Annotated in this window: 11 protein-coding genes and 1 pseudogene; 8 read left to right on the forward strand and 4 right to left on the reverse strand. The window is 63.5% G+C overall.

What is annotated here, in order from left to right:
- Positions 1 to 49: 49 nt before the first annotated feature.
- The gene (locus ACYVNQ_RS21195) at positions 50 to 1861 is read right to left on the reverse strand and encodes a PQQ-dependent sugar dehydrogenase (RefSeq protein ID WP_460904544.1); all 1812 of its coding nucleotides are present in this window, start codon (positions 1859 to 1861) and stop codon (positions 50 to 52) included.
- 759 nt (positions 1862 to 2620) lie between these two features.
- Between ACYVNQ_RS21195 and ACYVNQ_RS21200 the strand changes: the two genes are divergently transcribed.
- The 4 genes from ACYVNQ_RS21200 to ACYVNQ_RS21215 all read left to right on the forward strand — a co-directional run bounded on the left by ACYVNQ_RS21200 (position 2621) and on the right by ACYVNQ_RS21215 (position 5964).
- Positions 2621 to 3793, forward strand: coding sequence for an MFS transporter (locus ACYVNQ_RS21200; protein WP_460904545.1), 1173 nt, complete (start codon positions 2621 to 2623; stop codon positions 3791 to 3793).
- Positions 3794 to 3999: 206 nt separating this feature from the next.
- Positions 4000 to 4377 carry a DUF427 domain-containing protein gene (locus tag ACYVNQ_RS21205; protein ID WP_460904546.1) on the forward strand — a complete coding sequence of 126 codons (378 nt, stop codon included), beginning with the start codon at positions 4000 to 4002 and terminating at the stop codon, positions 4375 to 4377.
- 151 nt (positions 4378 to 4528) lie between these two features.
- On the forward strand, positions 4529 to 5659 hold the full coding sequence (locus ACYVNQ_RS21210; RefSeq protein ID WP_460904547.1) for an AAA family ATPase: 1131 nt from the start codon (positions 4529 to 4531) through the stop codon (positions 5657 to 5659).
- A gap of 134 nt (positions 5660 to 5793) precedes the next feature.
- Positions 5794 to 5964, forward strand: coding sequence for a hypothetical protein (locus ACYVNQ_RS21215; protein WP_460904548.1), 171 nt, complete (start codon positions 5794 to 5796; stop codon positions 5962 to 5964).
- A 51-nt stretch (positions 5965 to 6015) separates the two neighbouring features.
- Here the strand turns inward: ACYVNQ_RS21215 and ACYVNQ_RS21220 are convergent, their stop codons facing one another.
- The 3 genes from ACYVNQ_RS21220 to ACYVNQ_RS21230 all read right to left on the reverse strand — a co-directional run bounded on the left by ACYVNQ_RS21220 (position 6016) and on the right by ACYVNQ_RS21230 (position 8664).
- On the reverse strand, positions 6016 to 6288 hold the full coding sequence (locus ACYVNQ_RS21220; protein WP_460904549.1) for a hypothetical protein: 273 nt from the start codon (positions 6286 to 6288) through the stop codon (positions 6016 to 6018).
- An 83-nt stretch (positions 6289 to 6371) separates the two neighbouring features.
- Entirely contained in the window at positions 6372 to 7388 is a 1017-nt protein-coding gene (locus ACYVNQ_RS21225) for an LLM class flavin-dependent oxidoreductase (RefSeq protein WP_460904550.1), read from the reverse strand.
- A 196-nt stretch (positions 7389 to 7584) separates the two neighbouring features.
- Complete coding sequence (locus ACYVNQ_RS21230; protein WP_460904975.1) at positions 7585 to 8664, reverse strand: MBL fold metallo-hydrolase; 1080 nt, start codon at positions 8662 to 8664, stop codon at positions 7585 to 7587.
- Positions 8665 to 8926: 262 nt separating this feature from the next.
- Here ACYVNQ_RS21230 and ACYVNQ_RS21235 point away from each other — a divergent pair, with 262 nt between their 5' ends.
- The 4 genes and pseudogenes from ACYVNQ_RS21235 to ACYVNQ_RS21250 all read left to right on the forward strand — a co-directional run.
- On the forward strand, positions 8927 to 9298 hold the full coding sequence (locus tag ACYVNQ_RS21235) for a GFA family protein (RefSeq protein WP_460904551.1): 372 nt from the start codon (positions 8927 to 8929) through the stop codon (positions 9296 to 9298).
- Between the two features lie 121 nt (positions 9299 to 9419).
- The gene (locus ACYVNQ_RS21240; RefSeq protein WP_460904552.1) at positions 9420 to 10160 is read left to right on the forward strand and encodes a response regulator; all 741 of its coding nucleotides are present in this window, start codon (positions 9420 to 9422) and stop codon (positions 10158 to 10160) included.
- Positions 10157 to 11476 carry a HAMP domain-containing sensor histidine kinase gene (locus ACYVNQ_RS21245; protein WP_460904553.1) on the forward strand — a complete coding sequence of 440 codons (1320 nt, stop codon included), beginning with the start codon at positions 10157 to 10159 and terminating at the stop codon, positions 11474 to 11476. The genes ACYVNQ_RS21240 and ACYVNQ_RS21245 overlap by 4 nt, the downstream gene beginning before the upstream one ends.
- A 235-nt stretch (positions 11477 to 11711) precedes the next feature.
- Positions 11712 to 12731 (forward strand): annotated as a pseudogene (locus ACYVNQ_RS21250) (thioredoxin family protein); the annotation flags it as partial.
- Between the last annotated feature and the right edge of the window lie 9 nt (positions 12732 to 12740).

Consider the following 12740-nt stretch of genomic DNA (forward strand, 5'->3'; position numbering starts at 1 on the left):
CACGTTCCGCGCGCGCCGCTGCTACGGCTATGGCATCAATGCTGCGCGATCAATGCGCCTGCTGCTGGTGCCCCAGCGCCCACACATAGGCGGTTACGGCCAGCAGTTGTTCCTGCGACAGCTTGACGCCGCCTTCAGGCGGCATCACGCCGCTATGCTCTTTCGGCTCTGCCACGCCTTGCTCGATGGTTTTCTGTAGTCCGGACAGGCTACCGTCGCTCCACAGCCATTTGCCGGCGGTGAGATCCGCGCCGACGCCGGAACCGGTGCCGTTCGAGCCGTGGCAGCCGGCGCAGGTTGCACCGCCCACTTCGCCATGGAACACGCGTTCGCCGAGCGCGACCTGCTGCTTCGACGAATTCGGCGGCACCGGCAACGCATTGTTCACCTGACGCCCGGCATCCGGATGAATGCCTTCCGGCGGCAGTTCGTTGCTCGACGACATGGCCGGTTTGCCCGGCGGCACGGCTGCCGCGGCGATCTTCGCACTGGCATTGCCGCCTTGATACGTGACGCGCCAGATGCGCCCGTGGATGTCGTCGGAAATGAACAGCGCACCATCCGCAGCCACCGCAAGACCCGAAGGACGGAACGCTGCGCCGCCCGGCTCCAGCACGCCGGCCGCAAAGCCGTCCGCGAACTTCAGGTATTTGCCGGATGCCTTGCCGTTGTGGAACGGCTGCAGCACGACGTCATAACCGCCTTGCGGACCGGGTGCGCGATTCCATGAACCGTGGAACGCGATCAATGCAGCGCCGTCGTACGCTTTCGGAAAGCCGCTTTTCGCCTCGTAAAACACGAGGTCGTTCGGCGCCCAGTGGCCCGGGAACCATGCCACCGGCGCGCTACGCTGCGCACACAGGCCGACCTTCTTGCCGTCGCCGCCATACTCGGGCGCAAGCACGAGCTTCTTCTGCGTTTCGTCGAAGTAGCATTCCGGCCAGCCGTAATCGCCGCCTTTCTTCAACTCGACGATTTCTTCCGCAGGCAACTCCTGCCCCTGCTTCGCGGTGAACTTGTCCGGCCAGTCTTCATGCAACTGATCGCGGCCGTGCTGCGTCGAGAAGATGCGGCCCGCGCTGTCCATCGCGATGCCTTCGCCGTTGCGCAGGCCGCTGATGTAGCGTTCGGCCGGCGAGAACTTCTGGTCGGTCTTGTTGGCGTCGTAGCGCCAGATGCCGGCACGTGTTTCCTTTTCGGTGCAAGGCTGGTTGCCGGTCGAATGGGGGGTGCGGTTCTGCTTTTCGCAGGCGTTGGTGGCGGAACCCAGATCGACCAGCAGGTCGCCTTGCGGCGTGATCAGGAATGGGTGCATCGGGTGGTCGCCTGTTACCGGCATGCCCGATACCACCACTTCGCCTTTACCCGACGGTGCAATCTCGCCTGGCTTGAGCGCGTAACGCATGATGCGGTCGTTGCTTTCCGCGTAGATCGCATTGTTGTACAGCGCAATGCCGGTGCCGCCATGACCGCCGTCGGCGGCGGTTTCGCCGAAGTGCTGGATCGTATCGGCCTTGCCGTCGCCGTTCGTGTCTTTCAAGGCGACCAGATAGCCGCCGTCGGGAGGCGTGTTTGTCTTGTAGTAGCGGCCGCTCCACATGTTCACGTAAAGCGTGCCGTCCGGCGCGACGGTCATTTGACGCGCGTGACCAAGATTGTCGGCGAAGACGGTGGCGCAAAAGCCGGGGGGAAGCGTAATACCGGTTGCTTCGTTGTTGCAGGTCGTGGCCGTGCCTTCGGCCGCATGGGCCGGCTGCACGACATGGACATCGGGGGCGAGTGCGAGCGATGCGGCGGCCAGGCCTGCCGCACCGGCGAGCCGCACGAGGGAACGAAGCGATGACGCATACCTGACGCGCATTGAGCGATCTCCTTCAAACGGTTTGCAAGCGGAAAGGGCGCGAAGTACGCCAAAAGGGCGCGGGGGCGGGCATGGTGCGGCGACACGCGGCATGGCCTCGTTAGATGCTGCTGCTTTCCATCCGTGCAGCCGGATGAAGCGGGCAACGGTAGATTGCTCTCGCAGCGCAAACGATGCCTTGTCGCAGCACCTGTCTCCTCGAATCGCTTATGCGGATACGCGAGCGGGCGTACCCGTTGCCGGGTGCGAAACCGGCGGCAGCATGATGCGTTGACGAATTAAGAGGATCCTTCAGACGCACTTGGCGGGACTGAGTATAGGCCATATGTTGAACGTTTGCGTGGGCCATAAATCGTTTTATGCGCGATGCAATAGCGGTTTTGCGCAATGGCTTGAGAGGCTTGCATTTACTGCATTGCGAGGCTTTCGCCAGCGCTACGGAAGTCACATTTGCGTGGCATTTCACGTGCTTTGAAAGTGTGTCGAAAGGGCGTTGGTGCGCGGGGTGAAGCTGGCTGTGAAAACAACTGTGAAGCGGGTTGTGAAGCGGCTCTATGAAGCGCGCCTGTACGCAAAGGCTAAAAGGGGCTAAAAGAAGATTTTCGGCAAGACCGCTACACAGCGCTTTACCCAGGCCGCCGCGCCTTCGACTATCCTTGCGTATTTTGTGCGGCAGGCGCGTTGCGCGGCGGCACCATCGCGTGCTTGCGGCCGGGTGTCGCGACGCGTGCCAATCAAATACGCAGGAGTCGTTAACCGATGAACCGGTCGATCTACTGGGCGATGGCGCTGGCCGCCGGCCTTGTCGTCGCAAACAACTACTATAACCAGCCGCTGCTAGTCGATTTCGCGCACACGTTCGGTGTGACGGAGCGTTCGGCCGGCGCCGCTTCGGTTGCTGCGCAGACCGGCTATGCGCTCGGCCTGCTGCTGTTCGTGCCGCTCGGCGATATGGTCCGGCGCACCACGCTGTTTACCGTCACGCTGCTTGCCGCCGCGGCGTCGCTGATTGCGACTGCACTCGCGCCGACGCTTGCGTGGCTCGTCGTCGCGAGTTTCATCACGAGTCTTACCAGCGTGACCCCGCAATTATTGACGCCGCTTGCCGCACAACTGGCCGGACCGCAGCAGCGTGGCAGGGCGGTGGGTATCGTGATGTTCGGCCTGCTGTGCGGCGTGCTGCTGTCGCGCACCATCTCCGGTGTGCTGGCCGCGGCGCTCGGCTGGCGCGCGGTGTATTACGTGGCCGCGGTCGCAATGGTCGCCGTGGTTGGGCTGCTGCTGGCAATCGTGCCGCGCGCGGAACCGAGCTTCAAGGGCAGTTGGCCCGAACTGATGGCCTCGTTGTGGACGCTGCTGCGCAACGAGCCGCTGATCCGCCAGACGTCGTGCATCGCGGCACTGCAGTTCGCCGCATTCAGCGCGTTCTGGAGCACGCTTGCTTTCCACCTGCACGCAATCGATACCCGCTACGGCAGCGAGGCAGCGGGCCTGTTCGGGCTGGTCGGCGTAGTGGGCGCGAGCGCTGCGACGTTCTCAGGAAAATGGACCGATTCGCGCGACGCGCGCTATGTCGTGCTGGCGGGCAGCCTGCTGCTGGTCGCCTCATATCTCGTCTATGCGATGGTGGGTCATACGATTGCGGGTCTCGTCGCCGGTGTGATTTTGCTCGACCTCGGGCTGCAGACCGGACACGTCGCGAACATGGCGCGCAATATGGGCATTCAGGCCGGCGCGATGAACCGCACCAATACGCTGTACATGACGATCCGCTTTGCGGGTGGCGCGCTCGGCACGGCGGTCGGCACCTATGCATGGAGCGTGTGGCAATGGCCCGGCGTGTGCGTGACAGGGCTTGGCTTTTGCGCTGCATCGGTGCTGGTGCAACTGGTTGCGGACCGTCGCTCGCGTCCGGCGCTGGCCGATCGCTGACGCTAACGCTGACTCGACGCGACGCGCGCGGGCGCGATTCGCACCTGCTCCGCACGCGTTTCGCAATACACGTTGCGCGCTACGCACTGCATGCGGTGCGCGCGTCGTTCCGCAATACCGATCGCGCCACGCGCACGCTGGTTTTCCAATCGGCATATGATGGCCTGTCTGCGGCGCGCCGCGCCATTTCCGACAGGAGTTCACCTATGCAGAAGACAGTGAAGATCCCCGGCCCCGATCATCCAATTACCGTGACGAAAAGCGCTTCGCACGTAACCGTGGTGGTGGCCGGCAAGACGATTGCGGATACGCGGCGCGCGCTCGCGTTGCGCGAATCGACGTACCCTGAAACGCTGTACATTCCGCGCCAGGACGTCGACATGGCACAGCTCGAACGCACCGCGCACGCCACCTACTGCCCATACAAGGGCGATTGCAGCTACTACAGCGTCCCGGCAGGCGGCGAGCGCGCGACCAACGCGGTATGGACGTACGAAGCGCCATACGACGCCGTGCGTGAAATCAAGGACTATCTTGCGTTTTATCCGGATCGCGTCGACGCGATCCGGGTCGAGGCCAGCTAGGTCCCGCACGCCTGGGTGCGCTTCGGCACGCTTTGGCACGAGCGCCTGCGCCGTCTTCAAGGCGCTGGCCTATCTGAAGGCGCTCGTATTTGCGTGGTTTCCCAACGCCGGTATCATGGAGTTTCATCGGTTTTGAAACTTCTCATTTCGCATGAAACTTCATGAAACCCTGCAGCCCGATCCCTGGCATTTCGCTCGGCCCGAGCTGGCCGATATCTATCTTGAAGCATTCGATCTGAAGCTTTCGTCGGCCCGGGGCCTGTTTGCCCGCCGGCGTATGGGCAAGACCGAATTCCTGAGAAGGGATTTGCTGCCTGCGGCCCAACAGAGGGACTATCTCGTTGCCTATACGAATTTGTGGGACAGCCGCTCGTCGCCCGATTCGGCGCTCGTAGCGGCGCTGACCGATGCTTTGGAGCCTCAGGGTGTCAAGGCGGTGCTCGCAAAGCTTGGCCGGCCGGTGCGCAGGGTCAGGGCCAGCGCAAAAATTCCGGGCGGCGTGGAAGGTTCGCTCGAGGCGGAGCTATCGGCGCCCGAACTGGACCGCACAGCTGCGCTGCGCGAGGTGCTGAAGCAGCTGGATCGCCAGAAAAAGCCTCTGCTGCTGGTTATCGACGAGGCGCAGGTGCTCGCGCGCGTGGAGCATGCCGACTTTGCGCATGCGTTGCGCGCAGGGCTCGATGTGCGCAAGGAGCGCATCAAGGTCATTTTCGCCGGCAGTTCCGAGACCACGCTGCGCGAAATGTTCGCACGCGCGTCCGAGCCGTTTTACAACTGGGCAGCGCTCGAACCGTTTCCGCTGCTGGGCGACGAGTTCGTGGCGTTCACCGTCAAACTGATGAACCGCATGGCGCGCAACCGGCTGACGCTCGAGCAGGGCAAGCACGCGTTCGAAGAACTGCATCGCACACCGGAGTTCTTCAAGCGGTTTATCGAGCGATACATGCTGTACCAGGTGCAGGGCGTCGAGGCTGCCCTTGCGCATACCAAGGCATCCGTGTTCTCTGACGAAAGTTTTCTCAAGCAGTGGAGCAGCATGAGCCCGGCCGATCAGGCCGTCATCGCGCTGCTGGCGCGTGGCTCGATGGACTTGCACAGCGCGGCGGGCTTGAGCCGCCTGTCGGTGCGTCTGGGCAAACCGGCAACCAAGAATACGGCGGCGCAGGCGCTACGCCGTCTGCAGGCGCAAAACGTGGTGACGCGTATGGCAGTCGGCGACTATCGCATCGAGGATGAAGCCTTCGCCGAGTGGATCCGCCGGCGCAACGCGCGCCGGCACTGAACGCTGCTTCGCAGCGCGGTGTGAGGTTGCTGCGAGGCAGCGGGTATCGAATTTGCTAAACCTTGCAACGGCTGCGCGTCGAGATGTGCCGCAGTGGCGTTTTGGCAACCCTACGGAGATTCGCGGAGAATCCGATGTCGCTCATCATTTACCTGGTTGGATGGCTGATTCTGATTGGCGGGGTGGCATGGGCGCTCGTCACGTTGCACGTGTCCGAGCACACGGTGGCGATCGTCGTAGTCATCATGGTCGGGCTTGCCGTGATTACCAGCGCCAAACGCGCGCGCGGCAGGCGCGATCATTGACTGCCAGCACGGCAACGCGGCACAGCGCGTGCCGTGTGGGCCGCGAACCGCTCAATCCGGTCGCGGCAGCGCAAATACCGGCGCGAACGAAGGCAGCCACGGCTGCCATACCCGCATCATGTCCGCCCACATCATCAGCGGCGCCGGGAACATCGACAACGGCATGAACCATTGCGGCTGCATCAGCCAGTTCGCCGCCGCATCGAACGACGGCGTGGCGGTAATGTGGATCGTCACGGCTTGTGCATTCTGCTCGGGCAGATCGCGCCGCGTGATTTCGACGTCGACTGTCGGCAGGTGGGCCGTGAGTTTTGTCTGAGCCATCATCAACCTCCGGCGACGCAGCGGTCGCATTGGATCGTGCTGGCTAGTCTAACGCGATGCGCGATGTGCGACCAGCGCGTGGCCTAGCGCTGTCGCGCGTGAACGCGCTCACGCACCTGCGCAATGATGTCCAGCGAGCGCCGCCGCGCATCGAGGTCGTGGATAAACGACAGCGCCATGATTTCGTCTGCGCCGGTTTTTTCGAGCATCTCCATCAACTGCGTTTCGAGGCTCTGTGCCGATCCGTAGATTGCCGCGCGTGCCGCAGCGTCGGTGCGTTGCCGTTCCTCTGCGCTCGCGAGCGCGTCGAAGTCGGCGACGGGTTCCGGCAAATGGGGAAGCAGCGCGCCGCGCAGGCGGCTGAGGGTCATCTGTTGCACAGACGTGAACAGGCGCTGCGCATCGGCATCGGTATCGGCCGCGGTGATGAACGTCGCGATCATCACGTGCGGCTTCGCCAGCACGGCAGATGGCTGGAAGCCGCTGCGATACGCGGCGATCGCCGCGTCGCATGCAGCGGCACCGATGTGCGATGCGAACGCGAGCGGCAACCCAAGTTGCGCAGCCTGCTGTGCGGAATATGTGGACGAGGCCAGTACCCAGACCGGCACGTGAAGGCCTGCGCCGGGCATCGCACAGACCTTTTGATCGGCCTGCGCCTTGCCAAACAGCGACAGCAGTTGCCGCAGGTCGTCCGGAAAGCGATCGCGCGTTTGCTGGGTCGAACCCAGGGCCAGTGCGACATCGTCGTTTTCGCAGCCCGAAGCACGGCCGACCCCGAGATCGATACGCCCAGGGTATAGCGATTCGAGTGTGCCGAACTGTTCGGCGATGGCCAGCGGCGGATGATTCGGCAGCATCACGCCACCGGCGCCGACGCGGATCGTCGACGTTTGTGCGGCGATGTGCGCGATCAGGACCGACGTCGCGGCGCTGGCGAAGGCACGCACGCCATGGTGCTCGGGGAGCCAATAGCGCGCAAAGCCGAATTCTTCGGCGGTGCGTGCCATCTTTACGGTTTGCAGCAGCGCGTCGCGTGCGCTGTCGCCGGCGCGCAGCGGCGCGAAGTCGAGAATCGAGAATGGCGTGGGTGCGGTCATGATTGAGGTCGGTGGCGTGACACAAGCGGTGCCACGAGAAGAGCGGCGGCACGAACGTGCCCTGAACTCCCACTCTAGTCAATGTGCTGGTCTTCGCAGTTGCATGTACGAACCTCGCATACGCCGGCGCGAATCGAATCCGCAGCTTGCGCTGCATGGATAACCCGTTCGCACAGTGCAGACAATTCGCCTCGCGCTAGCAGTGCGGCGCCTTGTCGTCGTCGAGCCGGATCAATTGACCGTGATGCAACACTGTGAATACCCCAGGTGCGAGCCGCGCTGCGCGAGCCGCTTCGTCGAGCAGCCGCGGCGGCTCATCGATCGGCTCGTCGCTCAGTTCGAAGGTGCCCCAGTGAATGCCGATGGCGCGCTTCGCGTGAATGTCTTCGAAGATCTGCACGGCCTGTTGCGGATCGACGTGCTGGCCGCGCATGAACCAGCGCGGCGCATAGGCGCCAATCGGGATCAACGCGAGATCGAAGCAGCCGAATGCCGCACCGATCTTGCGGAAGTCGTTCGAGTAACCCGTATCGCCGGCAAAATACACCGATCGCGGCTGCGCGGCGCCAGCGGGTGTCTTGACGACCCAACCGCCCCATAGGGTTTCGTTGCGATCGGTCAGCGTGCGCGCCGACCAGTGCTGTGCCGGCACGAACCAGAAGTCCAGGCCGCCGACCTGCGTATGATCGCCCCAGTCGAATTCCTGCGCATGGTCGATGCCCTCGCTGGCGAGCCACTGCTTCACGCCGAGCGGCACCAGAAAGACGGGCGGGCCGCCTGGCTGGCGGTTCAATGCCGCGACGCTCGGCGCATCCAGATGGTCGTAGTGGCTATGTGAAATCAGTACCGCGTCGATATGCGGTAACTGATCGAGTGCGAGTCCAGGCGGCACCTTGCGTTTCGGTCCGATAAACGAAAACGGCGATGCGCGCTCCGAAAACATGGGATCGGTCAGGATGTTGACGCCGTCGATCTGCAGCAACGCGGTTGCATGCCCGATCCATGTCATCGTGTCGGCACTGCGGTTCGTCCTGATCCATGCAATGTCCGGATGATCGACCGGAAACCGGTACCCGTTAGCCGGTTTCGGCGGCAGCCCGTGCGTGAGCCGTTCCCACTGCCATTTCAGAAACGACGCGCGCGGCAGCGGACCATCGTTGTTGCCGAAGTGCGCGCCTTCGCGCGGTGCGTGCGCAAACAGGCGCTCTTGCGCCGGCCCGGCGGAAGCGGGCGCGGCGGCTTCCGGTGTGGCACGTACTGCACATGCGGCCAGCATGAACACACCGAACGCGATGCCGGGCACGATGAAGGTAGTGGCAAGGCGCCGCAGCAGCCGTAAGCGGAGCAAGGTTTTCATCAAAGGCCGAAAGAAATACCTGTGCGATCAAATGTGCGATTTATACACCAGGCCCGGCAGTCCGTTGAACGCGGGGCTCATCCCACCTCGGCGCCTACGTTCTGATACACATCCGCTACGTTGCGACACAAGCGTCACACGCGCCCATGTGACACTGCCCGGCAACTAACCGGAGTGCGAAGTGACGGGTCACGTGTACAAAGGCTCTTGCCATTGCGGCAAGGTGCAGTTCGAAATCGATTCTCCGATCATGCCGGCGGTGCGCTGCAACTGCAGCCTGTGCCGGCGCAAGGGCGCGCTGATGACGCCGGCATTTACTCAGGACAATCTCCGTATAATCAGCGGTAGCGACGACCTCGCCGTCTATCAGTTCAACACACGTGTCGCGCGGCATTGGTTCTGCCGCACTTGTGGCATCTATCCGTTTCATCAGACGCGAAAAGACCGGGGTCTGTGGCGAGCCAATGTCGGCTGTCTGCACGGAGTAGATCCTTATGCCCTCGAGTCGTCCGTCAGCGACGGTGCAAGTCTTAGCGTGGTCAACGACGCATGAACCGCATCTTCGCCGCGCTATGCGTGATTTTCGGCCTGACCTTCGCCGAACTGGTCCGTCCTCTCAGTTGCTCGTGCGGGTTCACGCAAACCGAGCGCCGCAAAAAGGGAGAGGCGGTTAGATGGAAAAGGTCGAGCACGTATTGATCGTCGATGACGACCGGGACATCCGCGAACTGATCGGCACGTATCTGCAGAAGAACGGCGCGAGGGTTTCGAAGGCGTCGGGCGGCCGCGAAATGTGGGCGGTGCTGGCCACCGAGCCGCCGGACATCATCGTTCTGGATATCACGCTGCCTGGCGAGAACGGGCTGGCGTTGTGCCGCGAACTGCGCGCCGGGCAATGGCGCACGATACCGATCCTGATGCTGACCGCGTTGAGCGACGAGACCGACCGGGTGGTCGGCCTCGAAGTCGGTGCGGACGATTATCTGATCAAGCCGTTCGCCGTGCGCGAGCTGCTCGCGCGGATTCGCGCGATCCTGCGCCGCGCGCGCATGGTGCCGCAAGGCTTCGAGCGCCCGGAAGCGCCGCCGTTTCTGCTGTTCGGCGACTGGAAGCTCGATACGGTCGGGCGTCATCTGATCGACTGCGAGGGGACGATGGTTGCGCTAAGCGGTGCCGAGTACCGGTTGCTGCGCGTGTTCGTCGATCATCCGCAGCGGGTGCTGACACGCGACCAGTTGCTGAGCCTGACGCAAGGCCGGCAAACCGAGCCGTTCGACCGGTCGATCGACCTGCTCGTGAGCCGCTTGCGCCAGCGGCTCAACGACGGCGCGAAAGATCCACGCTACATCAAGACATTGCGCAACGAAGGCTATGTGTTTTCGGCTGCAGTAACACCGCAGGAAGGCAACCAGTGAACGTTTCAAGCTTGCTCAAAGGACCGCGAACGCTGTTTCTGCGCGTCACGCTGATTTTCTTCGCGGGTCTCGTGGCAGCGCAGTATCTGACGTTCTACGCGACGATGGCTGAACGCAACGAGGTTCAGACCACGTTCATGATCAGCAACATCCAGCGCGAGATCGCATCGGCCGTCGCGCTGCTCGACCGGGTGCCGGCCGCCGAGCGTCCCGACTGGGTGCCGCGTCTGGCGCGGCGCAATTACGGCTTTATCCTCGGCTCCGGCGTGAGCGGTGAGCCGCCGGACCAGAAGCTGTCCGCCGAGATCGGCACGGCAATCGAACAGAGCATCGGCCAGCGCTACCCGGTGGTGGTGAACGCGGTGCCCGGTGCGGGCGAGCATCTGCAGGCGCATCTGAAGCTGTCGGATGGCGCGCCGCTGACCATCGACATCCGGCCGGTCGCGAAGATGCCGCTGTCGGCGTGGCTGCCGCTGGTGCTCGGCGTGCAGTTCGTGCTGCTGGCCGTGTGCTGCTGGATCGCGGTGAGTCTTGCGACGCGGCCGCTCAACCGGCTCGCGCACGCGGCGGAAACACTGGGGCCCGACATGACCGCAACGCGCCTGCGCGAGACCGGCCCGACCGAAGTCGCGCGCGCGGCGAAGGCGTTCAATGCGATGCAGGACCGCATCCGCATGTACATGAAGGAGCGCATCCAGATTCTCGCGGCGATCTCGCACGACTTGCAGACGCCGATCACGCGCATGCGCATCCGTACCGATCTGCTCGACGACGAAACCGAGCGCGCGAGGTTCCAGCAAGACCTGCTCGAAATGGAGTCGCTGGTGCGCGAGGGTGTCGCATATGGCAGAACCTTGCATGGCACCGCGGAAGCGCCGCGTCGCATCGATCCGGACGCGTTGCTCGAAAGCCTCGTGTCCGACTACGAAGACGCGGGCGCGCACGTCATGCTGTCCGGTGGGATCGGCGTGCCGATCGTCACGCGGCCGGTGGCGCTGCGGCGCATTCTCGCCAACCTGCTCGATAACGCGATCAAGTTTTCGGGTGCTGGCGAACTGACCGCCGAGGTGTCGGAGGACCGGCGCATCGCGATCAGCGTGTCCGATCGCGGCCCGGGCATTCCGGCCGATCAGCTCGACGCGGTGTTTCAGCCGTTCTTCCGGCTCGACACGTCGCGCGAGCGCGGCAAGGGCGGCAACGGGCTGGGCCTTGCGATCGCGAGACAACTGGCGCTGGCGATGAACGCGACGCTCGAACTGAAGAATCGCGAGGGTGGTGGGCTCGAGGCCCGGCTGATTCTGGAAAAGGCGTCCTGAGCGCTTGCGTAGAGCGCACTGCACGCATGCGTGCGTGCGTGTGGCTCCGCGGATTTATATCGATTGTTTTTTTGTTCCCTGGCAGGAGTGTCATTTGATGTCGTCGGTGAATTTCGCTAACGTCGGCGGTGTATTCAATGGGTTGCGCGTCCGGTCGCTCCACTCGTTGCGTGTGCATCGATTCGTGCGGCGCGGCCTCGGCGCGTTGCTTGCCGTTGCGATGAGCTTCGGCACCAGCGCCTTCGCGCAATCCGCGGATGCAGATTTGTCCGTGCCGGCCGCATCGATCGCGCTGCCGCCGTTCTCGGGCGCGGTGCAATGGTTCAACTCGCCGCCGCTCACACCGGAGGCGCTGCGCGGCAAGGTCGTGCTCGTCAACTTCTGGACGTACTCGTGCATCAACTGTCTGCGCGTGTTGCCGTACTACAGCGCATGGGCGAAAAAATACCGCGAAGAGGGGCTGGTCGTCATCGGTGTGCACACGCCGGAGTTCGCTTTCGAGCGTAGCGCCGACAACGTGAAAAAGGCCATCGGGCGGCTCGGCATCGACTACCCGGTAGCGCTCGATAGCAACTACGGCATCTGGCGTACGTATCGCAACCAGTACTGGCCCGCGTTGTATGTTGCCGATGCGCAAGGCCGCCTACGCTATCAACATTTCGGCGAGGGCAACTATCGGGAGACCGAGCGCGCGATCCAGCAGCTGCTCGCCGAGCGTGGCGCGGGCCATGACGCCGGTCACATCGACAAGCAGCTCGTCGCGGCGCCATCGCAAGGTATCGGGCTCGCGGCCGACGCCGGCGCGATGAAGTCGCCGGAGACCTACATCGGCTACGAGCAGGCGACTAATTTCGCTTCGGCCACTGCACCGCTGCTCGACCGGCTGCAGCGCTACAGCGCGCCCGATACGCTGCCGCTCAACCACTGGGCGCTAACGGGTGCATGGACGCTCGGCCGCGAGTTCGCAAGCTCGAACGATGCACGCGCGGGGATCGTCTACCGTTTCCATGCGCGCGATCTGCACCTCGTGCTCGGACCGAGCCGCGATGGCAAGCCGGTGAAGTTTCGTATCAGCATTGATGGCGCGCCGCCTGGCGAGGCCCACGGTTCGGACGTAGCGGCGGATGGCACCGGTGTCGTGACGCAACAGCGCCTGTATCAGCTGGTGCGGCAGAACGGCAAGATCGTCGATCACACGTTCAGCATTGAATTCGATGAACCGGGAGTCGATGCCTATGTGTTTACGTTTGGTTGAGCGAATCGC

Source organism: Paraburkholderia jirisanensis, assembly GCF_054782355.1.

Coding starts and splice junctions, on each gene's coding strand:
- ACYVNQ_RS21195 (WP_460904544.1), bottom strand. CDS start 1,861: ATGCGCGTCAGGTATGCGTCATCGCTTCGTTCCCTCGTGCGGCTCGCC.
- ACYVNQ_RS21200 (WP_460904545.1), top strand. CDS start 2,621: ATGAACCGGTCGATCTACTGGGCGATGGCGCTGGCCGCCGGCCTTGTC.
- ACYVNQ_RS21205 (WP_460904546.1), top strand. CDS start 4,000: ATGCAGAAGACAGTGAAGATCCCCGGCCCCGATCATCCAATTACCGTG.
- ACYVNQ_RS21210 (WP_460904547.1), top strand. CDS start 4,529: ATGAAACTTCATGAAACCCTGCAGCCCGATCCCTGGCATTTCGCTCGG.
- ACYVNQ_RS21215 (WP_460904548.1), top strand. CDS start 5,794: ATGTCGCTCATCATTTACCTGGTTGGATGGCTGATTCTGATTGGCGGG.
- ACYVNQ_RS21220 (WP_460904549.1), bottom strand. CDS start 6,288: ATGGCTCAGACAAAACTCACGGCCCACCTGCCGACAGTCGACGTCGAA.
- ACYVNQ_RS21225 (WP_460904550.1), bottom strand. CDS start 7,388: ATGACCGCACCCACGCCATTCTCGATTCTCGACTTCGCGCCGCTGCGC.
- ACYVNQ_RS21230 (WP_460904975.1), bottom strand. CDS start 8,664: ATGCTGGCCGCATGTGCAGTACGTGCCACACCGGAAGCCGCCGCGCCC.
- ACYVNQ_RS21240 (WP_460904552.1), top strand. CDS start 9,420: ATGGAAAAGGTCGAGCACGTATTGATCGTCGATGACGACCGGGACATC.